This is a genomic window from Vibrio sp. B1REV9 (genome assembly GCF_905175395.2).
Classification (GTDB): Bacteria; Pseudomonadota; Gammaproteobacteria; order Enterobacterales; family Vibrionaceae; genus Vibrio; species Vibrio alfacsensis.
On record NZ_HG992745.1, the window covers coordinates 1,022,372 to 1,046,800 of the forward strand.

The window sequence follows — 24,429 nt, forward strand, 5'->3', positions numbered from 1 at the left end:
CTCGGTAGCTTGGTAACGAAGACACTTCGTTCCAACATCGACTAAAATGTAATATCGATTAGAATAAGGAGCCATTTGGCTCCTTATTTTTTATTCCACATTTGTAGGCACACAGATTGAAATGAGCAACCTGTCTTCAGAGGGGTTCCAACGTTGCTTTGTATTGCACCGTCGCCCATACAGTGAATCAAGCTTGATCCTTGATGTTTTCAGTGAGGAGTATGGTCGTGTCACTTTGATGGCAAAAGGTGCCCGAGGTAAGCGTTCAAATTTGAAAGGGGCATTACAGCCTTTTACCCCTTTATTGCTTAAATGGTCAGGTAAGGGCTCAATGAAGACTTTGCGTCAAGCAGAGTCCATTAGCCTTGGTTTACCTTTGAGTGGAATCCATCTTTATTCTGCGATGTATGTGAATGAGTTAATTGGTCGTGTGCTGATGGCAGAAGTACCAATGCCCGCTCTATTTCACGATTATCTACATGCACTGACAGAGCTTGCTCAGTGTGATAATCCAGAGCCCGGATTACGCCGTTTTGAATTGGCACTTCTATCAGCGATGGGGTATGGCGTCGATTTTCTTCATTGTGCCGGGACTGGTGAGCCAGTCGATCCTGAGATGACTTACCGTTATCGTGAGCAAAAGGGATTCATCGCTTCAGTAAGGCGCGACAACCTTACATTTTTAGGTAATGAATTGATTGCGATCAGTGAACGGCGATTTGTCACTAAAGAGCAATTAAAAGCGGCGAAACGCTTTACACGACTGGCATTAAAGCCGTATCTTGGCGGCAAACCTTTAAAAAGTCGCGAATTATTCATTCAGACATATCGAGCACGGAGTAACGGAAAATGAGCTCAATCTACTTAGGCGTTAATATCGACCATATTGCCACTCTACGTAATGCACGTGGTACTAAATACCCAGATCCAGTTCATGCTGCTGAGATCGCAGAGCGTGCAGGTGCTGACGGTATTACCATCCACCTACGTGAAGATCGTCGTCATATCAATGATCGTGATGTACGTATCTTACGTGAAACCATTCAGACTCGAATGAACCTTGAAATGGCAGTGACGGATGAGATGGTTGAGATTGCACTTCAAACTAAGCCTGAGTTCGTTTGTCTGGTACCTGAAAAACGTGAAGAGTTGACAACAGAGGGTGGCTTGGATGTGGTCGGCCAACTTGAGAAAGTGAAAGCGGCAACGCAAAAGCTAACCGATGCGGGCATCAAAGTCTCTCTGTTTATTGATGCTGACCGTCAACAGATTGATGCGGCAAAAGCCTGTGGCGCACCGTACATTGAGCTTCACACGGGTCACTACGCTGATGCGACTACAGAAGAAGATCAGCTTGATGAACTTAAGAAAATTGCGGCAGGTGCAAGCTACGCACACGATCTTGGTATCATCGTAAACGCAGGTCATGGTCTGACTTACCACAACGTAGCACCAATCGCGGCACTGCCAGAAATCTACGAGCTAAACATCGGTCACTCGATCATTGGGCGTGCAGTATTCGATGGTCTAGAAAAGTCGGTGGCAGAAATGAAAGCCATCATGGTTGCTGCGCGTAAATAATCAGATTTAAGCATGGCAATTTTAGGACTAGGCACAGACATTGCTGAGATTGAGCGTATTGAGAAAGCGCTAAGTCGAACTGGTGAGCCGTTTGCAAAACGTATATTGTCTGAGCAAGAAATGGCAAGATTTGCAGAGCTGAAACAACAAGGTCGTTATCTCGCGAAGCGTTTCGCAGCGAAAGAAGCGGCATCCAAAGCCTTGGGAACCGGTATCGCAAACGGTGTGACTTTCCATGACTTTACGGTTTCGAATAATGAGTTTGGTAAACCGGTGTTGACGTTATCTGGCGTTGCCAAGCAAATCGCAGAGTCAATGGGGGTACATCACGTCCACCTATCGATTTCTGATGAACGTCATTACGCCGTAGCGACCGTGATTTTGGAATCTTAGCTCGCTTGATTGCGGATAAAATTTGAAGATAAAAAAGCCAGAGTCGATGCTCTGGCTTTTTTATCGGTGCGTTTTGCTAAATTGCCGCTTACTGTTCGAGATAGAGCTTCGCGGTTGTAGTGACCTTAATCATCTCATCTTGTAACTCAAACATTTCCGGTTCGACTTCTTCAAGACTGGCTCCTGAACGTAGCGCTTGCTCTAGCGTCGCACACAGCGCTTTCAATCTCGGCACGCCGCAGTAGGAGCTACTGCCGTGCAACTTGTGAATTACATGGATAAGATCGTCTCGAGAAAAGTCTTCTTGCTCTAACGCTTGATCGACGACTTCTTCAACCTCCGGGATAAAGCCAACTAGCATGCTCAGCATGTCTTTGGCTAAGTCTTCTTTATTGGCACTTTGTTTTAGTGCCGCTTGCCAGTCGATGATCACATCTTTTGGTTCAGGAGCGGGCAGGGGGTCAAGAGACTCTGCGATGTCTAAATAAGATGGCGTCAGTTTCTCTACTTGTTCTGAGCATGTATTCGGATTCCAATGTACGAGCACTTGTTGAAGCACGTGCTCTTCAATAGGCTTAGTGAGGTAGTCATCCATACCTGCGGCCAACAATCTGTCGCGTTCGCCTGCCATTGCGTGGGCGGTGACAGCAATCACGGGGGTTTCTTTATTTAACTCAAGTTCTTTAATGTGCTGACAAGCCGTCACGCCATCCATTAATGGCATTTGGATATCCATAAAGATCAGGTCGTATTTTTTTTCTGTTGCAAGGTTCACGGCTTGCTGGCCATTGCTGCATGCGGTTACCGTTTCGACGCGCTCTTTGAGCAGGGCAGAGATCAGCTTCAAGTTTGCAGGGTTATCGTCTACTGCCAATACAGACAGCGGAAGTCGTTCATTTTCAATGTTTTCGACGATCGGCGCAGGAGCCTGAGGCGTTTCAACATGGTCGGTTATCAGGCTTTGCAGCAATTTACGACGTGATAGTGGTTTGGTTAGACATTGAATTGGATAGTCGTTCATGATTTGGTCAGCCAACGCCAGTTCAGTACTTGGTGTTGCCATGATTACGCTTGGAGCCATTGTTTTAGCTTGCTCAATCCACGCGGTTACAGATTGCTCGTCGTAAGTTTGGTTTGCTGCCAAATTGAGAAGGACGTAGTCATAGTATTCATGGTTTTCAGGCAGTGATGAACGATAGGTAACCATCATTCCCTCTTCACTCAATATTTGCTGAGTGATAGAAGCCGCTTGCATATTTGGTTCAACCAAGAGCAATTGCTTACCAGAAAGCAATTCAACTTCGATCAAATCGTTCATTGGCATGTCGGTTGCGTTTAAGCGCAAGGTGAACCAGAACGTAGACCCTTGATGAAGACGGCTTGTTAGGCTGATTTCACCGCCCATCTGGCTAACCAATTTTTGGGTAATCACCAAACCAAGCCCTGTACCGCCATAGCGACGTGAAATACTCGCATCCGCTTGGCTAAACGCTTGGAACAACTGCGCTTGCTGGCGTTCGGAGATACCAATACCGGTATCGCGCACCATGAATTGTAATTCGACCGAGTCACCAGACTGTGAGCGCATCTCTACACTGATATCAATATTGCCGCGTTCAGTAAACTTAATCGAGTTTCCGACTAAGTTGGTTAAAATCTGTTGAATTCGTAGAGGGTCGCCAACGACGCCCGGTGGAATTTTTGGATCCACTTTCAGCGTAATTTCTAACCCTTTTTCATGAGCGCTGGTGGCTTGCAAGTTCACCACTTCCTCTAAACTTTCACGGAAGTTGAAAGGAATATTTTCTAGCGCCAGTTTCCCCGCTTCGAGTTTTGAAAAATCGAGTATGTCGTTGATGATATTAAGTAGATTATTTGCAGATTTCTCTATCGTCTGCAGGTAATCGGTTTGACTATTAGATAGCTGAGTTTTGAGCATCTGACGAGTAAAGCCAATCACACCGTTGAGTGGCGTACGAAGTTCGTGAGACATGTTTGCCAAAAACTCCGATTTTACCCGCGCAGCTTCTTGAGCGCGTTTTTTCGCGATGTCTAACTCCACGTTTTGGATTTCAAGTTGCTCAAGGGTTTCACGCAAGTCTGAGGTCGCTTGATCGATACTGTGTTGCATCTCTACGTGGTATTCCGACAGCGAGACGGCCATGGCGTTGATGCCATTTTTAAGTTGATCGAGCTCGCCGTGCATTTTCCCCTCAATTCGCACATCCAGATGACCTCGACGAATTCTATCCACGACATTCTTCATATGAGTGATCGGCTGAGTGACGTCGTGCATCAAGCGAGAGGCAAACACACTCGCTAAACCAAGCCCTAAAATGAGAACGAGAAAAGCGGAGAATACTTCTTGATATTGCTGAAGACGAAGTGAAGATAGATCCATCTCAACAGCAATATAACCGATGGCTTTCGTACCTTGATTGTCGGCAGACAGTTCTGATAGATAATGACCTTCAGATAAGATAGGCACGCGCAGAATCAGTGAGTGTTCAAATATTTCTGAGTTGCCCAATTGAGGGATAGGCTTATCTTTTGGGAATGTCAGTGCTTCAAAATTTGGATGGAAGTTTGAAGTAACGAAGAGTTCGTGATTTTCATCGAAGACCGCAATACTACGAACTAAATTAGAATTTTTCCGGTGTGCATAACTGATCAATCGGCGGACTGCTTCTCGGCTTTCGGATAAAAGGTGTGTTTCACTGGCAATAGCAAGTGGTTCGATAATGCTATTACCTGTGGTGATGACTTGCTTCTCGAGATCTTGATAGCGATTAAATGAAAAAAATCCGCTTAGTAATAAGCCAATTATAAGTGTCGGAGCGAGAGTTAGGGTAATTACACGAGCTCGTAAGCCATATCTGGTCATGTTATCTGATTACATTGGGGTCTGGATATGGGAAAATAACGACATAACTCTCAAGCTTTCATTAGCAATACGAGAAAAATTGACGTTACCGGATAAACGGTAAGCATAATCAAGTCATTCGCATCACACAACGGCCTCAATCAAGAATAGTGAAGCTGTTGGGCAATTAGATAAAAATCAGGCACAAAGCATGGCACGAATCTTTCAACCTAAAAAGAAAACGCAACTGAATACTCGTCACCAAGCGGTGAGCGTGGAGCGTTTGGATCATCATGGCGCAGGCATTGCCTACATTAATAAGAAACCCGTATTTATTGATGGTGCGTTGCCAGGCGAAGAAGTGGTCGCTCAATTGGTCGAAGAAAAGAGTAAATTTGCTCGAGGCAAATTGATCAAAGTGCTTAAACCAAGCGATGCGCGTGTAGAGCCATTTTGCCCGCACTATCATGAATGTGGTGGCTGCGACTTACAGCATCTGAATTATGACCAACAATTGACGCATAAGCAGCAAACATTGCGTCAGTTGATGCGAAAATTCGCGGGCAGTGATATCGAGTTAGAACAACCAATTTTAGGTGCTTCACTGGGTTATCGTCGTCGTGCTCGTGTGAGTTTATTCGTCGATAAAAAGACACGCCAGCTGCATTTTGGTTTCAGAAAGAAGCAAAGTAAGCAAATCGCTCAAGTGACCGACTGCCCAGTTTTGGCTCCAGAATTGAATGTGTTACTGCCTGAAATATACTCGGCGTTAAAGGCGTTTAAGAAGCCAGAAAAACTTGGTCACGTCGAATTGGTTCTAGGTGACAGTGGCCCATGCATTACGCTACGTCATTTGAGCAAGTTGACAGAAGAAGAAACCAATACGCTGGTGGAATTAGCAAAGCGTCATCATGCATCGTTTTATCTGATGCCTGAAACAGATCAGCTAGATTTGGTTGAGGGTGACACGCCTTTTTATCAAGAAACGGGTGTAAAAGTGCCATTCACGCCAAATAACTTTATTCAAGTAAACCAAACTGTGAATCAAAAAATGGTTGCACAAGCGGTAGCGTGGTTAGAGCCTCAAAATGATGAGCGAGTGTTAGATTTGTTCTGTGGCCTGGGTAATTTTAGTTTACCAATCGCAAAAAAAGCGAAGCATGTGGTTGGTGTTGAAGGTGTGGCTGAAATGGTAGAAAAGGCGGCAAATAACGCATCATTGAACCAAATCAATAACGCTCAATTTTATCACGCTAACCTTGAGCAAGATTTTGAGGGGCAAGCGTGGGCAGCGGAACAGTTTGATAAAGTACTGCTAGACCCTGCACGCGCGGGTGCGAGCGGGATCATTGATCAAGTTTCAAAACTTGGCGCACAGCGTGTAGTTTATGTTTCTTGTAATCCTGCTACCCTTGCTAGGGATAGCCAGAGCTTACTAGAGCAAGGCTACACATTAACCAAATTAGGTATGCTGGACATGTTCCCTCATACCAGTCATCTAGAATCGATGGCGCTATTTGAAAAGTTATAACTTTTAATCTTTTGGTTACTTACTTGTGGTGAGTGGCCAAAAAGCCAACGCATAACGCGGGGCACTAGAACTAACCTGGATGGTGTTAGTCAAACCACACAAATATAATAATTAGGATGATGAGATGGTTGCGGTAAGAAGCGCGCATTTAAACCAAAATGAACAGTTTGAACTTGAAAGCTGGGTGGCTAGCCTAGGACAAGACAAGAACATATCAAAACGTTTAATAGAAGTGTATCGTGACTGCCAATCGATGTTGGCAGACAGCGAACAGGCTGAGCTTTTGTTATGGCGTGGACGAGAGATGATCGAAATATTGATCACCTTATCCATGGACAAAGCGACCTTAGTCGCTGCGCAACTGTTTCCTTTGGTTTCGAGCGGTGCTTTTGATAGAGAGTTGCTAGAAGAAAAGTACAGCAAAGAGATCATGAAGCTGATCGATGGTGTTGAAGAAATGGCCGCCATCGGCCAACTGAACGTCACCATGGAAGGGGGGGCTGCATCCTCTCAAGTGGATAACGTTCGTCGAATGTTGCTCGCGATGGTGGATGATTTCCGCTGCGTGGTCATCAAGCTGGCAGAACGCATCTGCAACCTGATTGAAGTAAAAAAAGCGCCGGACGAAGTTCGTCGTGCAGCGGCAAAAGAGTGTGCAAACATTTATGCTCCTCTGGCAAACCGCCTTGGTATTGGTCAGCTGAAATGGGAAATCGAAGATTACGCCTTCCGCTACCAACAACCAGAAACCTACAAGCAAATCGCGAAGCAATTGGCTGAGCGTCGTATTGTCCGTGAACAATACATCAAAGACTTTGTCGACGACCTTACTCAAGAAATGACCGTATGCGGCATCAACGCAGAAGTCAGTGGTCGTCCAAAGCACATCTACAGTATCTGGCGCAAAATGCAGAAGAAGAGTTTGGCGTTTGATGAATTATTTGACGTACGTGCGGTACGTATCATCGCTGACAAACTTCAAGACTGTTATGCCGCTCTAGGTGTAGTTCACACCAAATACAAACACTTACCAAGTGAGTTCGACGATTACGTTGCGAACCCGAAGCCAAACGGCTACCAATCTATCCATACCGTGATTCTTGGCCCCGAAGGCAAGACCATTGAGATCCAGATTCGTACCAAAGAGATGCACGAAGATTCGGAGCTTGGTGTTGCTGCGCACTGGAAATACAAAGAAGGTGCGAGCACTCGCAGTGGTTACGATGAGAAGATCACATGGTTGCGTAAACTGCTCGATTGGCAAGAAGAGATGTCTGATTCCGGTGAGATGTTGGATGAGCTTCGTAGTCAGGTATTTGATGACCGTGTCTATGCCTTTACCCCACGCGGTGATGTTGTTGATCTGCCTATGGGAGCGACACCGCTTGATTTTGCTTACCACATTCACTCAGAAGTGGGCCACCGTTGTATCGGCGCAAAAGTAGCGGGCCGTATCGTTCCGTTTACCCATAAACTGCAAATGGGCGATCAAGTCGAGATCATCACTCAGAAAGAACCTAACCCATCTCGAGATTGGCTGAACCCATCGTTAGGTTTTGTTACTTCAGGCCGCGCGCGTGCGAAGATCAACGCATGGTTCCGTAAGCAAAGCCGTGAGAAGAACCTAGAAGCAGGCCGTGAAATTCTCGAACATGAGCTGGTGAAAATTGGTGCGACGCTTAAAGACGCGGAGCATTACGCGGTTAAGCGTTTTAATGTGAACAGTGCCGATGAACTTTATGTCGGGATTGGTAGTGGTGATTTGCGTATCAACCAAATTGTCAATCACATCAATGCATTAGTTAACAAGCCGACCGCAGAGGAAGAGGATAAGCAAGCGCTTGAAAAGCTGCAAGAAGCAGAGAGTAAAGCACCCGCTCAAAGCCGACCACAAAAAGATGCGGTTGTCGTAGAGGGGGTTGATAACCTGATGACGCATCTAGCGCGTTGTTGCCAGCCGATCCCAGGTGATGAGATCTCAGGTTACATCACCCAAGGTCGAGGTATCTCAGTGCACCGAAGTGATTGTGAACAGCTTGAAGAACTTCGTCACCACGCGCCGGAACGTATCATTGATACCGTATGGGGGGGAGGGTATGTTGGTTCATACATCCTAACCGTTCGCGTAGAAGCGATGGAACGTGGTGGTTTACTAAAAGACATCACCACTCTGTTTGCTAACGAGAAAATCAAAGTCACCAGTATGAAGAGTCGTGTTGATTACCGCACGCAAATGTCGATCATGGACTTCGATCTCGAAGTAACAAACTTGGAAGTGTTCTCGCGCGTTTCGAAACGAGTCGAGCAGATCAAGGATGTCATGTCGGTGAAACGCTTAGGCTAACTTTCACGTCGTACTTGTCACTTTTACTGCGTTAACTGCATTTTCTTGCTCCATCACATAGGCGAGCTATGCTCAGGAGTCGCGAAAACTTGTTGCCTTGTTAAAGTAACAATAACTTAGTGAAAGCCGCTGAGAAAATAAAATAATGTAGAAGGTGAGTGGTTTTTACTGCTCACCTTTTTCTTTAGATAGAAAGGTTTAAAGGAACAGAAAATGAGTCATCCAATTGAACAGTTAGAACAAATCATGGTGAAGCTGCGGGATCCAGAGAGCGGCTGTCCTTGGGACTTGAAGCAGACGTTCGACTCCATTGTTCCTCACACCATTGAAGAAACTTATGAAGTGGTGGATGCCATTCAAAATCGAGATTGGCACAACCTCAAAGAAGAGCTTGGGGATTTGCTTTATCAGGTTATTTTCTATAGTCAGTTAGCAAAAGAACAGAATCTGTTCGATTTTTCGGATGTGGTCGATACCGTGAATGAAAAGCTGACTCGTCGTCATCCGCATGTTTTTTCTCAAGTTGAGTTTGCCTCTGAAGACGAAATTAGTGCCAACTGGGAAGCGGAAAAAGCAAAAGAAAAAGCACAAGTAGGCAAAGCGGAAGAAAGTATTCTAGACTCAATACCAAACTCTCTACCTGCGCTTTCTCGTGCTACAAAAATTCAGAAAAAATGCGCGAAGTATGGTTTTGATTGGGACTCGTTGGGACCAGTGGTAGAAAAAGTTCAGGAAGAAATTGAAGAGGTCATGGAAGAGGCACTTCAAATTACGCCTGATGAAGCCAAGGTTGAACTTGAGTTAGGGGATTTGTTATTTGCAACGGTAAACCTATCTCGGCACTTAGGTAAAGATCCCGAAGTGGCCTTGGCGAAAGCAAATTTGAAGTTCTCAAAGCGTTTTAAAAGTGTAGAAGCTAAAGTGGCCAAAAAAGGTAAGCAACTAACGGACTTCAGCTTGATTGAGCTAGATTCAATGTGGGATGAAGTTAAAAGGGAAGAATAGGGCGAAATTCGCATGAACACTCGACTTTGATTTGAAGCAAAAAATAAAAAATTGCGGTGTGATAGATTTCACGTTGTGGCGTTAAGGAGCTTCTGGTATATTTTCGTCCCGTCCAGAAGCACTCCATTTCCCTCATTCAACCAATTTCAGGTTAAACATGACGACAAATTACATTTTTGTTACTGGCGGGGTTGTATCCTCTCTAGGTAAAGGTATTGCAGCAGCATCTCTTGCGGCTATTCTAGAAGCTCGTGGTCTTAAAGTGACTATGATGAAGCTTGACCCTTACATCAACGTTGATCCAGGCACTATGAGCCCAACTCAACACGGTGAAGTGTTCGTTACGGAAGATGGCGCAGAGACTGACCTTGACCTTGGTCACTACGAGCGTTTCATCCGCACTAAGATGACCAAGCGTAACAACTTCACTGCTGGTCGTGTTTACGCAGACGTACTTCGTAAAGAACGTCGCGGTGATTACCTAGGTGCAACCATTCAGGTTATCCCTCACATCACTAACGCTATCAAAGACCGTGTAATTGCAGGCTCTGAAGGCCATGATGTTGCTATCGTTGAAGTGGGTGGCACAGTTGGTGATATTGAATCACTACCATTCATGGAAGCGATTCGTCAGCTTGCTGTAGAGCTAGGCCGTGAACGCGCAATGTTCATGCACCTAACACTCGTTCCTTACCTAGCAGCTGCAGGTGAAGTGAAAACGAAACCAACTCAGCACTCTGTTAAAGAGCTGCTATCTATCGGTATCCAACCAGATATTCTTGTTTGTCGCTCAGATCGTATGATCCCAGCGAACGAACGTAAGAAAATTGCGCTTTTCTGTAACGTACAAGAAAAAGCAGTTATCTCAATGAAAGACGTAGATTCTATCTACAAGATCCCTCAGTTAATCAAAGCTCAAGGTCTAGATGATCTTGTGTGTGCTCGCTTTGGTATCAATGCGCCAGAAGCTGATCTGTCTGAGTGGGAACAAGTAATTTACGAAGAAGCGAACCCAACTGGTGAAGTAACTATCGGTATGGTCGGTAAATACATCGAACTACCTGATGCATACAAATCAGTAAACGAAGCACTGAAACACGCAGGTCTTAAGAACCGTCTGAATGTTAAGATTCAGTACGTTGATTCTCAAGATGTAGAGAACAAAGGCACTGAGATCCTAGAGGGTCTAGACGCAATCCTTGTTCCTGGTGGCTTCGGCGATCGTGGCATCGAAGGTAAGATTCGCGCAGCACAATACGCTCGTGAAAATAATGTACCTTACCTAGGTATCTGTTTGGGTATGCAAGTGGCACTGATTGAATACGCGCGCAACGTAGCGGGTATGGAAGGTGCACATTCAACAGAATTTAACAAAGACACGAAGTACCCTGTGGTAGGTTTGATCACTGAATGGGTTGATGGCGAAGGTAAAGTTGAAGAACGTACCGAAAAATCTGACCTTGGTGGTACTATGCGTCTTGGTTCACAGCTGTGTCACCTAGAAAAAGACACAAAAGCTCGTGAACTATACGGCAACGCGACAATCCATGAGCGTCACCGTCACCGTTATGAAGTGAACAACAATCTTCGTCCGCAAATCGAAAAAGCGGGTCTGAAAGTATCAGGCCTATCTGCAGACAAGAAACTGGTAGAAGTAATTGAGAACCCAGCTCACCCATGGTTCGTAGCGGCTCAATTCCACCCAGAGTTCACGTCAACTCCGCGTGATGGTCACCCATTGTTCGCAGGTTTCGTGAAAGCAGCTGGTGAATACCAGCGCGGCGATTTCGAGAAGTAAGTAAGGAATACGGGCAGTAACGTAAGCTGTGTTGCTGCCTTTAATTTTGACATTATATATTCAACGAGAAGGAAACATTCAATGTCTAAGATCGTTAAAGTTCTAGGTCGTGAAATCATCGACTCACGTGGTAACCCAACTGTAGAAGCTGAAGTACACCTAGAAGGCGGTTTCGTAGGTATGGCGGCAGCTCCATCTGGCGCATCTACTGGTTCTCGCGAAGCTCTTGAGCTACGTGACGGTGACAAATCACGTTTCCTAGGTAAAGGTGTTCTTAAAGCTATTGAAGCTGTAAACGGCCCAATCGCTGAAGCTCTAGTTGGTAAAGACGCTAAAGACCAAGCTGCAATCGACGCAGTGATGATCGAACTAGACGGTACTGAAAACAAATCTAAATTCGGTGCTAACGCTATCCTAGCGGTTTCTCTAGCAAACGCTAAAGCAGCAGCTGCTGCTAAAGGCATGCCTCTATACGAGCACATCGCTGAATTAAACGGTACTGCTGGTCAGTTCTCTATGCCTCTACCAATGATGAACATCATCAACGGTGGTGAGCACGCTGACAACAACGTTGACATCCAAGAGTTCATGATCCAACCAGTTGGTGCTAAGACTCTTAAAGAAGCTCTACGTATCGGTGCAGAAGTATTCCACAACCTAGCTAAAGTTCTTAAGTCTAAAGGCTACAGCACTGCAGTTGGTGACGAAGGTGGTTTCGCTCCAAACCTTAAGTCTAACGCTGAAGCGCTAGAAGTTATCGCAGAAGCTGTTGCAGCTGCTGGTTACGAACTAGGTAAAGACGTGACTCTAGCTATGGACTGTGCAGCATCTGAGTTCTTCGACAAAGAAGCTGGCATCTACAACATGAAAGGCGAAGGTAAAACTTTCACTTCTGAAGAGTTCAACCACTACCTAGCTGACCTAGCTAGCAAGTTCCCAATCGTTTCTATCGAAGACGGTCTAGACGAGTCTGATTGGGCTGGCTTCAAGCACCAAACTGAACTACTAGGTGACAAGCTTCAACTAGTTGGTGACGACCTATTCGTTACTAACACTAAGATCCTAGCTGAAGGTATCGAGAAAGGCATCGCTAACTCTATCCTAATCAAGTTCAACCAAATCGGTTCTCTAACTGAGACTCTAGCTGCAATCAAGATGGCTAAAGACGCAGGTTACACAGCTGTAATCTCTCACCGTTCTGGCGAAACTGAAGATGCAACTATCGCTGACCTAGCGGTAGGTACAGCTGCAGGTCAAATCAAAACTGGTTCTATGAGCCGTTCTGACCGTGTTGCTAAGTACAACCAACTAATCCGTATCGAGGAAGCTCTAGGTGAGCGCGCTCCTTTCAACGGTCTTAAAGAAGTGAAAGGTCAAGCTTAATTCTTAACTGAATTAACTGCTTAACTTAAAGCTTTTAAAAACACCCTGCTTTGGCGGGGTGTTTTTTTATCTGTTTTTATTATGAAACAAAGCTTACTGTGGGCGCGTTTCTATCTTCCCACGAATGATTGCAAAGAAGTGGTCTTAAAGAAGTGAAAGGCCCATCATACCGATCTATTAGTAATGCACTAACGCTTTAAAAAACACCTCGATTGTGTAGAGTGTTTTGTTTTTGATTTAGGAAGAGATACTGAGTTATCTTCTTCTCCCCTAGAGGCAACTTCGCATTTGTGCTATATATGTCTCCTTATTAACCCCCTCCGGAACAGAATGTTAGCTGCGATATGCGAATCTTTGTAATAGCCCTTACGTTACTGTTTGGCTGGCTTCAATATACCCTTTGGTTTGGCAAAAATGGGGTATCAGATTACTACACAGTAGAGAATGAGATTGAAGTTCAACAGCAAGTGAACAGTAAGCTTCAAGCCCGCAATAATGAAATGTTTGCTGAGATCGATGATTTGAGACAAGGTCTAGATGCGATTGAAGAGCGCGCTCGCCATGAACTTGGGTTAGTCAAAGATGGCGAAACGTTCTATCGGATGATTGGTGAGGAAAAGTAATTTGATGTCTAATTGCTCATCGTCTTATGTGGCCATCGTTCCTGCGGCTGGAGTTGGTAGCCGCATGAAAGCCGATCGCCCTAAACAGTATTTGTTGATTGCTGATAAAACGGTTCTTGAACATACTGTAGAGAAACTCCTTTCTCACCCCCAAATTTCTAAGGTTGTTGTCGCGATTACTGACGGCGATCCATACTACCCTGAACTGCCGATTGCTCATCATCCGGACGTGATTCGAGTCGCGGGTGGCAAAGAAAGGGCGGACTCTGTGCTATCAGGGCTAAACTATGTAGATACACAGCTTGAGTGTGATTGGGTATTGGTACACGATGCCGCAAGACCTTGTGTTTCAATTTCCGATATTGACCGTTTGATTGCGGTTTGTCGTCAACATCCAACTGGTGGCATCCTTGCATCTCCAGTCAGAGATACAATGAAGCGAGCGAACGCAGCACAAGATATTGACCATACGGTAGACAGAGAAGCACTGTGGCATGCACTGACCCCACAAATGTTTAGAACTCAGCAACTTAATCGAGCGCTGGCTGACGCATTAGAACAAGGTGTAACCATTACCGATGAAGCTTCGGCTTTGGAGTGGTTAGGTGAAAAACCGGCACTGGTTCAAGGTAATGCGAACAATATAAAAATCACTCAGCCAGAAGATCTCGCGTTAGCCGAGTTTTATCTAAGCCGTGAGCGCGGCGAGTAACGAAAGGATAGAAAATGATTCGAATTGGTCATGGTTTCGACGTACATAAATTTGGCGGTGAAGGCCCTGTGATTATTGGTGGCGTGGCCGTTCCTTATGAACAAGGCCTCATTGCGCACTCAGATGGTGATGTCGCGCTTCATGCATTAAGCGATGCGCTATTGGGCGCGATTGCTGCTGGCGATATTGGCCGTCATTTCCCTGATACCGATGACAAGTGGAAAGGTGCAAACAGTCGTGAATTGTTGAAAGACGTCTACCGCCGAGTTAAAGAACAAGGGTACCGATTGGGTAACGCAGATGTGACCATTATGGCTCAAGCGCCAAAAATGGCACCGCACATTGATGCAATGTGCGCCGCTATTGCCGAAGATTTGGAAACCGACATTAGTAATATCAATGTAAAAGCAACGACGACAGAACGTCTTGGTTTTACTGGACGCAAAGAAGGCATTGCAACGGAAGCAGTTGTACTTCTCTTTAAGCAATAACCTAGCAATTTGCTCCTAAGAGCTGCAGTAGCAGCGGAAAAAGATCATGTCAGACATTTTATCATCATTCGCTTACCTAACTGGTAAGCCTGTAGCATCAGCAAAAATTAAAGCACAACCAGAGCATTTCCAAGTACGTGAAGACCTTGGCTTTGCCTTTACTGGTGAAGGTGAGCACCTGATGGTGCGTATTCGTAAAACCGGAGAAAATACCAGCTTTGTTGCAAACGAATTAGCAAAAGCTTGTGGCGTGAAGTCGAAAGACGTTAGCTGGGCCGGTCTTAAAGATCGCCACGCAGTGACCGAGCAATGGTTAAGTGTTCACCTACCAAAAGGTGAGACACCAGATTTTTCTGAGTTCTTGGCGCAATATCCGAGCATTGAAATTATTGCCACAGATCGTCACAACAAAAAGTTACGTCCAGGTGACCTAGTAGGGAACGAGTTTGTGGTTACCTTGTCTGAGGTGAGTGACGTGGCCGATGTCGAGCAACGTCTTGAAAAAGTGAAACAAGTTGGTGTGCCAAACTACTTTGGCAGCCAGCGTTTTGGTAACGATGGCAACAACCTTGAAGAAGCGCGTCGATGGGGGCGTGAAAACGTTCGTACACGTAATCAAAACAAACGTAGCATGTACTTATCTGCTGCGCGTTCTTGGATCTTCAACCGTATTGTTTCTGCTCGTTTAGAGAATGGTGTATTTGATAAATTCATCGATGGTGATATTGCACAGACCCAATCTGGCACTCAACTCATTGATGCAAGCAACATTGCAGAGCTACAAGTTCAACTGATGCAAGGTGAGGTCTCTATTACAGCTGCACTCGCTGGCGATAATGCGCTACCTACCCAAAGTGATGCTCTGGTATTAGAGCAACCGTTTTTAGATGAAGAACCTGATTTAATGGCGCTGATTCGTGGTAACCGAATGCGTCATGACCGACGTGATATTGCGCTTAAGCCGCAAGACTTAACTTGGACGGTTGATGGAAACAACATTACGTTGACATTCTCACTTGACGCAGGCTCATTTGCTACCTCAATCGTGCGAGAGTTGGTTAACGAAGAAAAAGTAGAAAGAGAGTATTAATGAAACCTGACTCACTTGACGCAAAGCCTTTAAGAGTTTTACTCAGCAATGATGACGGCGTTCATGCTCAAGGCATTCATGCTCTTGCTGATGAGTTAAAAGCCATTGCAGAAGTGACCATTGTCGCACCGGATCGAAATCGTTCTGGTGCGTCCAATTCGCTGACATTAGAGCAGCCATTGCGCGTAACAGAGATTGCCGATAGAACATACTCAGTTCAGGGCACGCCAACAGATTGTGTGCATTTTGCGCTTAATGAGCTAATGAAAGATGATCTGCCCGATCTTGTGTTATCTGGCATTAATCATGGCGCTAACCTTGGGGATGATGTGCTGTATTCTGGTACGGTTGCCGCAGCGATGGAAGGTCACTTTCTTGGTGTGCAGGCCATTGCGTTTTCGCTCGTCGGCAAACAGAATTTCCAATCAGCAGCAAAAATAGCCCGTCGATTGGTTGAACAACATTTGCAGCGTCCTATTCCAACCAATCGATTATTGAACGTGAACATACCGGATCTCTCACTCGATGAACTTGGTGAAATAGAAGTGACTCGTCTAGGTGCTCGCCACCACGCTGAGAGTATGATTAAACAGAAAGATCCACGTGGTCATGACATTTATTGGTTAGGTCCTCCAGGCAAAGAGCAAGATGCTGGTCTGGGAACAGACTTTTATGCGATTGAGCAGGGGCGAGTATCTATTACCCCATTGCAAGTCGATCTCACCGCTCATGAATCATTGCGAGCAATGGATAGTTGGTTAAAGGAAGAGAAATAATGAGTAACCCACATGCTGACCGGTTGATAGCATTTCTTATCTCCAGTGGCATTACGGATCAACGTGTATTGGATGCCATCTACCGATTACCTCGAGAAAGTTTTGTCTCGCAAGCGATGATGCATCAAGCCTATGACAACAACGCATTACCCATTGGTCAGGGGCAAACTATTTCTCAGCCTTATATTGTGGCAAAGATGACAGAGTTACTTGATCTCACGCGGGAGAGTAACGTTTTGGAAATTGGCACAGGCTCAGGTTACCAAACCGCTGTGCTTGCTCAGATGGTTGAGCATGTATACTCAGTAGAGCGTATCAAGTCTTTACAATGGGACGCAAAGCGACGCCTAAAACAACTGGATATCTACAATGTTTCAACGAAGCATGGAGACGGTTGGCTAGGCTGGGAAGCGAGGGGACCATTTGATGCCATTATCGTTACCGCAGCGGCAGAAAGCATTCCCCAAGCACTGTTAGCTCAGCTTAACGACGGTGGAAAAATGGTTATCCCTGTTGGTGAAGAAGAACAGCAATTATTAAAAATAGAACGAAAAGGTGAACAGTATCTTTCTACCGTTGTGGAAATGGTAAGATTTGTACCACTCGTTGCAGGTGATTTGGCTTAAGGGTTTTACACTAGGTGAATAGTTTATTACGTCATTTTTCTATTAGCTGCTTACTCGCTGCAGGACTTATTGGTTGTGCGGCGCACTCACCTGCGCCGGTTTCTAGTCTCAATAAGGATTATTCTAGCGTTGAACGAGGCAGTTATAGAGGCAGTTACTATGAAGTAAAGAAAGGAGATACGCTTTATTTTATAGCCTACGTCACAGATAGAGATGTAAAAGAACTAGTTCGTTACAATGATTTGACAGCACCTTACACGATCTTTCCTGGCCAAAGACTAAAACTTTGGGCTGCGAAATATGTCTCCCCTAAATTTGGGCATAAAGTGGAACCCGTTGTTGTTCCTGTAGTTGCAAAGAAACCGGCACCAGTGAGTAAACCAACTACGGTTGCTAAGTCGTCGAATTCAAGTAAAAGCTCTACTCAAAAGCCTACGAAGACTACTACCAATGTCGTAAAAAAACAGCCGCCAAAGACGGTTGAACAATCCAAATCAAAGGAGTATGTTGGTACAAAAGTTAACCAAAATGTCAAACCAAAGCCGCCAGTGACCACGGCGAAGAGTGATAAAGTATCGAAGTGGTTGTGGCCGACAAAAGGGAGAGTAATTAGTAACTTCTCAGCGGGAGAACAGGGAAATAAAGGTATTGATATTGCAGGACAGCGGGGTCAATCCATTGTTTCAACCGCTCCGGGCACAGTAGTCTACTCGGGTAATGCGCTACGAGGTTATGGCAATCTTATTATAGTGAAGCATAACGATAATTATTTAAGCGCATACGCACACAATGACAGACTGCTGGTGTCAGAAGGACAAAGTGTTACAGGCGGGCAGAAGATTGCAACTATGGGTAGTTCAGGATCTAAATCCGTCAAATTGCACTTTGAAATTCGCTATCAAGGTAAATCAGTCAATCCTAAACGCTATTTGCCTTAAAACTTTGAACAACAACTTGCGAAATCATTTAGCGACATATTGAGTTGTAATGTCTTGCTAACTCGCCAGGGGGAGGCGTTATGAGTATCAGCAACACAGTAACCAAAGTTGAAGAGTTCGGTTATGACAAAACGGCAGTGCAAAGTACAGCAAGCGAACTTGAAAAAACTCCGACTAAACAAACCAAAACGGTTGTACGCGAAGAGCTTGACGCGAGCAACAAAAGCCTAGATGCCACGCAACTGTATCTTGGTGAGATAGGTTTCTCTCCACTACTTACTGCAGAAGAAGAAGTTCTTTATGCTCGTCGCGCGCTTCGAGGTGATGAAGCTGCGCGCAAACGAATGATCGAGAGTAACTTGCGTCTTGTGGTTAAAATTTCTCGTCGATACAGCAACCGTGGTTTAGCGCTGCTTGATCTTATTGAAGAAGGCAATCTTGGTTTGATCCGCGCGGTAGAGAAGTTTGACCCAGAGCGCGGCTTCCGTTTTTCTACTTATGCGACATGGTGGATCCGCCAAACTATCGAACGCGCATTGATGAACCAAACTCGCACGATTCGCCTACCAATTCATGTTGTGAAAGAGCTGAACATTTATCTGCGCACCGCGCGAGAACTCTCTCAGAAGCTCGATCATGAACCAACGGCAGAAGAAATTGCCGCACAGTTGGATATCCCTGTTGAAGATGTCAGTAAGATGCTGCGTCTGAACGAACGTATTAGTTCGGTTGATACACCGATTGGTGGGGATGGAGAAAAGGCTCTCCTCGACATTATCCCTGATGTAAGTAACTCTGATCCGGAAGTATCAACGCAAGATGATGACATTAAGTCTTCACTGATCCATTGGCTAGAAGAGCTAAATCCGAAACAAAAAGAGGTACTAGCGCGTCGTTTTGGCTTATTAGGCTATGAGCCATCAACACTTGAAGAAGTGGGACGTGAGATTGGTCTAACACGTGAGCGTGTTCGTCAGATACAAGTTGAAGGTTTGCGTCGATTACGTGAGATCTTGATCAAACAAGGTCTGAATATGGAAAACCTATTCAACGTAGAAGACGACTAAAAATAGACACCTCAAGTAGAGGCGAATTTAGAACAAATAAAGGCTATGGGGGGACCATAGCCTTTTTGCGTTTTACTGGATTTTTACGTTGTACTAGATAGGTTCAGAAGTTAGAGCATCTTCTTCAAGCGGTAAAGCTCTTCCAGTGCCTGACGCGGTGTTAGGTCGTCAGGATCGATGTTCGACAGAGCTTGCTCTACATCACTTGGCTCTGGAATCAGGCTTAACTGATTTGCCACATCTACTGCGCTAGGACGCGGAGAGTCTTTACCTTGGCCTAATTGTTCGAGCTGAGAGAGCTTCATACGAGCATTTTTTATCACTGGTTTCGGAACCCCCGCTAAACCAGCAACCGCTAGACCATAAGACTTGCTTGCTGCACCTTCTTGAACTGCGTGCATAAAGGCAATGCTGTCACCATGCTCAACCGCATCAAGGTGAACGTTGGCTAGGTTTGGCAGTAGGTTTGGTAGCTCAGTCAATTCGAAGTAGTGGGTCGCAAACAGCGTCATTGCGCCAATTTGTGTTGCAAGCCACTCGGCACTTGCCCATGCTAGAGAAAGGCCGTCATAAGTACTGGTTCCGCGCCCAATTTCGTCCATTAATACCAAGCTGTTTTGAGTGGCATTGTGAAGAATATTTGCGGTTTCCGTCATCTCAACCATAAAAGTAGAACGACCAGAAGCTAAATCATCAGACGCACCTATACGGGTAAAGATGCGATCCAAAGAGCCGATATGAGCTGATTCTGCAGGTACGTATGAACCAATGTGAGCCATCAAAGCGATCAATGCAGTCTGGCGCATGTAGGTCGATTTACCACCCATGTTTGGACCGGTGATGATCAGCATCTTACGGTTTGAGCTAAGCTCGATTGGGTTTGCGATAAAAGGTTCACTCGTTACTTGCTCTACGACCGGATGACGACCTGCTTGAATGGTGATGCCCGCTTCTTTGTCTAACGTTGGGCGGCAGTAATCAAGTGAATCGGCACGTTCGGCTAAGTTTTGTAGTACGTCTAACTGAGAAATCGCCGAAGCAAGGTTTTGCATCTTCTCAAGATTTGGCATCAACAGATCAAATAGCTCTTCCCACAGTTTTTTCTCAACTGCTAGCGCTTTCGACTTAGAGTTTAGTACCTTGTCTTCATGCTCTTTCAGTTCAGGGATGATGTAGCGTTCCGCGTTTTTCAGCGTTTGACGACGCACATAGTGTGGTGGAACAAGATGGCTTTGACCACGGCTTACTTGAATGAAGAAACCGTGTACGGCGTTGTAACCAACTTTTAGCGTATCGATACCATGACGCTCACGTTCATCCGCTTCGAGTTTTTCCAGATACTCGGTTGCACCATCTGCGAGTTTTCGCCATTCGTCGAGCTCAGCATTATAACCCTCAGCAATCACGCCACCCTCGCGAATAACCACTGGTGGGTTTTCTTTAATTGCTCGTTCTAACAAATCACAAACATCGTCGATTGGAGCGGCGAATTGGGCCAACTTAACCAAGTATGGATGTGCTAGGGAAGAAGTAATCGATTCAAGCTCAGGCAGCTGTTGCATCGCATGGCGCAGACGGGCCATATCACGAGGACGTGCAGATCGAAGCGCCAAACGAGCAAGGATACGTTCAATATCACCAATCTGCTTGAAGATAGGTTGAATGTCGCTGAACAAGCTTTGATCTTTGATCTCACCAATTGCATCTAGGCGATTGTTCAACGTATCTACACAGCGCATTGGTTGGTGCAACCAACGCTTTAGCATCCGACTACCCATTGGTGTTGAACAGTGGTCCAAAACTGCTGCGAGAGTATTGTCTGTACCACCAGATAAGTTTTGAGTGAGTTCAAGGTTACGTCGCGTCGAAGCGTCGAGAATGACGGAGTGATCTTGACGATCGTAGGTCAGTGAACGAATGTGCGGCAGGGCAGTACGCTGAGTGTCTTTTACATATTGAATTAAACAACCAGCAGCACATAAACCAAGGTTGGCTTTTTCTACGCCAAAACCAACCAGATCTCTTGTACCGAATTGCTGATTTAATTGTTGTTTGGCGGTATCGAGTTCAAATTCCCATACTGGGCGACGACGATTCCCATTGCGGCTCGACATCAAGTGAACCGATTCAAAATCTTCTGGGAACAAAAGCTCACGTGGTGCAGTACGTTGAAGTTCTGCCGCCATTGCTTCTTCAGTTTCTGGCTCAACCAACTGGAAGCGGCCCGAAGTTACATCCAATGTCGCGTAACCGAATTTACCGTTATGTTGGTAAATGGCAGCAATCAGGTTGTCGATACGCTCAGATAACAGTGCTTCGTCAGTCACTGTTCCTGGCGTAACAATACGTACTACTTTACGTTCAACTGGTCCCTTACTGGTTGCAGGATCGCCGATTTGTTCGCAGATCGCGACAGATTCCCCTAGCTGAACAAGTTTTGCTAAATACCCCTCAACCGCATGGAATGGAACACCAGCCATTGGGATAGGTTCACCTGCTGATGCGCCGCGTTTGGTCAACGAAATATCCAACAATTGAGATGCGCGCTTCGCATCATCGTAGAAGAGTTCGTAGAAGTCGCCCATGCGGTAAAACAGCAAGATTTCTGGGTTCTCAGCCTTTAGCTTGAGATATTGCTGCATCATCGGAGTGTGTTTTTGTTCAGCTTTCACAGGTAAGTACTTTTGTTTATTTCCGTAGCGGCTTAGGATACGTGAAACCCTATCAAGTAAAAAGAGACAAAGGGCATTTTGACGATGGAAAGAACCACAAAATTGAGTGCAGATTTAGGGGCGTTGCTGACTAAGTATTCTCACGTGCTAACCACGGCAGAATCGTGTACTGGCGGTGGGGTTGCCACTGCGATTACCGATATTGCAGGTAGTTCAGCTTGGTTAGATCGTGCATTCGTGACTTACAGCAATGAAGCAAAAATAGAAATGCTGGGTGTGCAAGCTTCAACATTAGCAGCCTATGGTGCTGTGAGCGAACCTGTTGTGATTGAAATGGTTCATGGTGCGTTGAAAAACTCGAATGCAACGATCGGGGTCTCGATCAGTGGGATCGCTGGGCCAAGTGGCGGCAGTATAGAGAAACCCGTAGGGACGGTCTGCTTTGCTTTCGCTGACAATCAAAGTTGGCAACTGGTTGAAACTATGTATTTTACTGGTGATCGTGCACAAGTTCGCAAAAAAGCAGTGGAACATGCACTGACTCAACTGCATCAGCATCTTAGTTAAAATTTCTCAATTTGCCTTAGCCCAACGTTGATAAGGGCTAGAGCAAATCGTTGCTTTGTGTAAGCCAATTTTTTTCATACAGGTATGGACACTGTATGAATCAACAGTATAATAACTTTCATTGCTGAGCAGTTCTTCTGCTTAAGAAAAATGAATTACGATTCATCGCCCAAAGAAGATGAATAAATCGGAGAAAGTAATGGACGAGAACAAACAGAAAGCGCTCGCCGCTGCGCTAGGTCAAATTGAAAAGCAATTCGGTAAAGGCTCTATCATGCGTCTTGGCGACAACCGCACAATGGACGTAGAAACCATTTCAACGGGTTCTCTTTCTCTTGATATCGCTTTGGGTGCTGGTGGCCTGCCAATGGGTCGTATCGTAGAAATCTACGGTCCAGAATCTTCAGGTAAAACAACATTAACACTAGAGCTTATTGCTGCTGCACAACGTGAGGGTAAAACTTGTGCGTTTATCGATGCAGAGCACGCGCTAGACCCTGTATACGCGAAGAAGCTTGGTGTTGATATCGACGCACTGTTAGTTTCTCAGCCAGATACGGGTGAGCAAGCGCTAGAAATCTGTGACGCACTGGCACGTTCTGGTGCTATCGACGTTATGGTTGTCGATTCAGTAGCCGCACTGACACCAAAAGCAGAAATTGAAGGTGAAATGGGCGACAGCCACATGGGCCTTCAAGCTCGTATGCTTTCTCAAGCAATGCGTAAGCTTACAGGTAACCTAAAACAGTCTAATTGTATGTGTATCTTCATCAACCAAATTCGTATGAAGATTGGTGTGATGTTTGGTAACCCAGAGACGACCACGGGTGGTAACGCACTTAAGTTCTACGCTTCTGTTCGTCTAGATATTCGTCGTACTGGTGCAATCAAAGAAGGTGATGAGGTTGTTGGTAACGAAACTCGCATCAAAGTGGTTAAGAACAAGATTGCTGCCCCGTTTAAAGAAGCAAACACGCAAATCATGTACGGTCAGGGTTTCAACCGCGAAGGTGAATTGATCGACCTAGGCGTGAAGCACAAGCTAGTAGAGAAAGCAGGTGCTTGGTACAGCTATAACGGTGATAAGATTGGTCAAGGTAAAGCGAACTCTTGTAACTTCCTACGTGAAAACCCTGAGATTGCTAAGACTATCGATACCAAACTTCGTGAAATGCTGCTTTCTCCGGCACTCCCTGATGCGCCAGAATCAGATGAAAAATCAGAGCAAGAAGAAGAGTTTTAATCTTCTGATTGAATCATATTGAACAAAGCCCTGCTATGCGGGGCTTTGTTGTATCTGCTGAAATCAAAATCGAAAAACAAAGGGTAGATTCATATCAATTAGGGTAGGCAAGCGATCAGAACTAGCGCCCTTAGCAAGCTAGAGTGAACGGTTATTTACTACGATTGTTATAGAGCCTGTACAGCAAAAACAGTTTTAGGATCATCATGTACCAAAAGCGTCAAGCGCCGACTCTATCTAGTAAAGAGGCGGCTATCCAATTATTGGGCCGTCGAGACCATGGGCAATACGAGTTATACCAAAAGTTGGCTCTAAAGGGTTATGAAGAGACAGACATTGACGCGGCCATTAATTTTTGTCTCGACCATAATTATTTGGATGACCTGCGTTATGCCAAAAGCCAAGTACGTCAACATGTTTATAAAGGTCACGGTGAGCGCCGCATTCGTCAAGAGCTTAATCAAAAACGTGTCGCGGAATCGATCATTGATATGGCGATGGCAGAAGAGCCGCAGGACTGGTTTGAACTAGCAAGAATGGCAGCTGAGAAGAAATTTAAAGGAATCAAAGCCAAAGACCAGAAAGAGTACGCTAAACAGGTGCGATTTATGCAATATCGTGGCTACAGTTTTGACCAAATCAGCTATGCACTGAGCTTTGAGGACGAAGATTAGCGATGAATGGTTCACGCTGATTTTTGTTTTGCTTCAAATTTTTTCTTCTAGC

Annotated in this window: 21 protein-coding genes; 19 read left to right on the plus strand and 2 right to left on the minus strand. The window is 45.3% G+C overall.

The genetic code is table 11. The annotated features are described in order from the left end of the window. Positions 1 to 121: 121 nt before the first annotated feature. From recO to acpS, 3 genes are read left to right on the plus strand one after another with little or no spacing between them, the layout of a single operon-like run. Positions 122 to 853, plus strand: coding sequence for a DNA repair protein RecO (gene recO, locus KHN78_RS10315; RefSeq protein ID WP_211915968.1), 732 nt, complete (start codon positions 122 to 124; stop codon positions 851 to 853). Next, the gene (gene pdxJ / locus KHN78_RS10320) at positions 850 to 1,581 is read left to right on the plus strand and encodes a pyridoxine 5'-phosphate synthase (protein ID WP_128810175.1); all 732 of its coding nucleotides are present in this window, start codon (positions 850 to 852) and stop codon (positions 1,579 to 1,581) included. Before recO ends, pdxJ begins: the two co-directional genes overlap by 4 nt. A 12-nt stretch (positions 1,582 to 1,593) precedes the next feature. After that, positions 1,594 to 1,974, plus strand: coding sequence for a holo-ACP synthase (gene acpS / locus KHN78_RS10325; RefSeq protein ID WP_128810176.1), 381 nt, complete (start codon positions 1,594 to 1,596; stop codon positions 1,972 to 1,974). Between the two features lie 88 nt (positions 1,975 to 2,062). On the opposite strand, the gene barA is transcribed toward acpS, so the two are convergent. Beyond that, entirely contained in the window at positions 2,063 to 4,858 is a 2,796-nt protein-coding gene (gene barA, locus KHN78_RS10330) for a two-component sensor histidine kinase BarA (protein ID WP_211915969.1), read from the minus strand. Positions 4,859 to 5,048: 190 nt separating this feature from the next. On the opposite strand from barA, the gene rlmD reads away from it, so the two are divergent. The 13 genes from rlmD (at position 5,049) to rpoS (ending at position 19,221) form a co-directional block, all read left to right on the plus strand. Then, positions 5,049 to 6,368 carry a 23S rRNA (uracil(1939)-C(5))-methyltransferase RlmD gene (gene rlmD / locus KHN78_RS10335; RefSeq protein ID WP_211915970.1) on the plus strand — a complete coding sequence of 440 codons (1,320 nt, stop codon included), beginning with the start codon at positions 5,049 to 5,051 and terminating at the stop codon, positions 6,366 to 6,368. Between the two features lie 124 nt (positions 6,369 to 6,492). Next, positions 6,493 to 8,712, plus strand: a complete 2,220-nt coding sequence (relA, locus tag KHN78_RS10340) for a GTP diphosphokinase (protein ID WP_211915971.1) — start codon at positions 6,493 to 6,495, stop codon at positions 8,710 to 8,712. 213 nt (positions 8,713 to 8,925) lie between these two features. After that, positions 8,926 to 9,717, plus strand: a complete 792-nt coding sequence (gene mazG, locus KHN78_RS10345) for a nucleoside triphosphate pyrophosphohydrolase (protein ID WP_128810179.1) — start codon at positions 8,926 to 8,928, stop codon at positions 9,715 to 9,717. A 157-nt stretch (positions 9,718 to 9,874) separates the two neighbouring features. Continuing rightward, complete coding sequence (locus KHN78_RS10350) at positions 9,875 to 11,515, plus strand: CTP synthase (RefSeq protein ID WP_211915972.1); 1,641 nt, start codon at positions 9,875 to 9,877, stop codon at positions 11,513 to 11,515. 81 nt (positions 11,516 to 11,596) lie between these two features. Continuing rightward, on the plus strand, positions 11,597 to 12,898 hold the full coding sequence (gene eno / locus KHN78_RS10355) for a phosphopyruvate hydratase (RefSeq protein ID WP_211915973.1): 1,302 nt from the start codon (positions 11,597 to 11,599) through the stop codon (positions 12,896 to 12,898). 344 nt (positions 12,899 to 13,242) lie between these two features. Then, positions 13,243 to 13,521 (plus strand): cell division protein FtsB, encoded by a 279-nt coding sequence (gene ftsB, locus KHN78_RS10360; RefSeq protein WP_128810181.1) that lies wholly within the window; start codon positions 13,243 to 13,245, stop codon positions 13,519 to 13,521. A gap of 4 nt (positions 13,522 to 13,525) precedes the next feature. Further along, on the plus strand, positions 13,526 to 14,233 hold the full coding sequence (gene ispD, locus KHN78_RS10365) for a 2-C-methyl-D-erythritol 4-phosphate cytidylyltransferase (protein WP_211915974.1): 708 nt from the start codon (positions 13,526 to 13,528) through the stop codon (positions 14,231 to 14,233). A 14-nt stretch (positions 14,234 to 14,247) separates the two neighbouring features. Further along, positions 14,248 to 14,724 (plus strand): 2-C-methyl-D-erythritol 2,4-cyclodiphosphate synthase, encoded by a 477-nt coding sequence (gene ispF / locus KHN78_RS10370; RefSeq protein ID WP_211915975.1) that lies wholly within the window; start codon positions 14,248 to 14,250, stop codon positions 14,722 to 14,724. 46 nt (positions 14,725 to 14,770) lie between these two features. Continuing rightward, entirely contained in the window at positions 14,771 to 15,814 is a 1,044-nt protein-coding gene (truD, locus tag KHN78_RS10375) for a tRNA pseudouridine(13) synthase TruD (RefSeq protein ID WP_211915976.1), read from the plus strand. Next, complete coding sequence (surE, locus tag KHN78_RS10380) at positions 15,814 to 16,590, plus strand: 5'/3'-nucleotidase SurE (RefSeq protein WP_128810185.1); 777 nt, start codon at positions 15,814 to 15,816, stop codon at positions 16,588 to 16,590. Before truD ends, surE begins: the two co-directional genes overlap by 1 nt. After that, entirely contained in the window at positions 16,590 to 17,216 is a 627-nt protein-coding gene (locus KHN78_RS10385; RefSeq protein WP_211915977.1) for a protein-L-isoaspartate(D-aspartate) O-methyltransferase, read from the plus strand. The genes surE and KHN78_RS10385 overlap by 1 nt, the downstream gene beginning before the upstream one ends. Positions 17,217 to 17,230: 14 nt before the next feature. Beyond that, positions 17,231 to 18,154 (plus strand): peptidoglycan DD-metalloendopeptidase family protein, encoded by a 924-nt coding sequence (locus KHN78_RS10390; protein WP_211915978.1) that lies wholly within the window; start codon positions 17,231 to 17,233, stop codon positions 18,152 to 18,154. 80 nt (positions 18,155 to 18,234) lie between these two features. Continuing rightward, positions 18,235 to 19,221 (plus strand): RNA polymerase sigma factor RpoS, encoded by a 987-nt coding sequence (gene rpoS, locus KHN78_RS10395; protein ID WP_128810188.1) that lies wholly within the window; start codon positions 18,235 to 18,237, stop codon positions 19,219 to 19,221. Positions 19,222 to 19,331: 110 nt separating this feature from the next. On the opposite strand, the gene mutS is transcribed toward rpoS, so the two are convergent. Next, a complete protein-coding gene (gene mutS / locus KHN78_RS10400; protein WP_211915979.1) occupies positions 19,332 to 21,893 on the minus strand; it encodes a DNA mismatch repair protein MutS in 2,562 nt (853 codons plus the stop codon). Positions 21,894 to 21,977: 84 nt separating this feature from the next. Here mutS and pncC point away from each other — a divergent pair, with 84 nt between their 5' ends. The 3 genes from pncC to recX all read left to right on the plus strand — a co-directional run bounded on the left by pncC (position 21,978) and on the right by recX (position 24,377). Next, positions 21,978 to 22,460 carry a nicotinamide-nucleotide amidase gene (pncC, locus tag KHN78_RS10405; RefSeq protein WP_211915980.1) on the plus strand — a complete coding sequence of 161 codons (483 nt, stop codon included), beginning with the start codon at positions 21,978 to 21,980 and terminating at the stop codon, positions 22,458 to 22,460. Positions 22,461 to 22,659: 199 nt separating this feature from the next. Continuing rightward, on the plus strand, positions 22,660 to 23,703 hold the full coding sequence (gene recA / locus KHN78_RS10410; RefSeq protein WP_211915981.1) for a recombinase RecA: 1,044 nt from the start codon (positions 22,660 to 22,662) through the stop codon (positions 23,701 to 23,703). 206 nt (positions 23,704 to 23,909) lie between these two features. Beyond that, positions 23,910 to 24,377 carry a recombination regulator RecX gene (recX, locus tag KHN78_RS10415; RefSeq protein ID WP_211915982.1) on the plus strand — a complete coding sequence of 156 codons (468 nt, stop codon included), beginning with the start codon at positions 23,910 to 23,912 and terminating at the stop codon, positions 24,375 to 24,377. Positions 24,378 to 24,429: the final 52 nt, after the last annotated feature.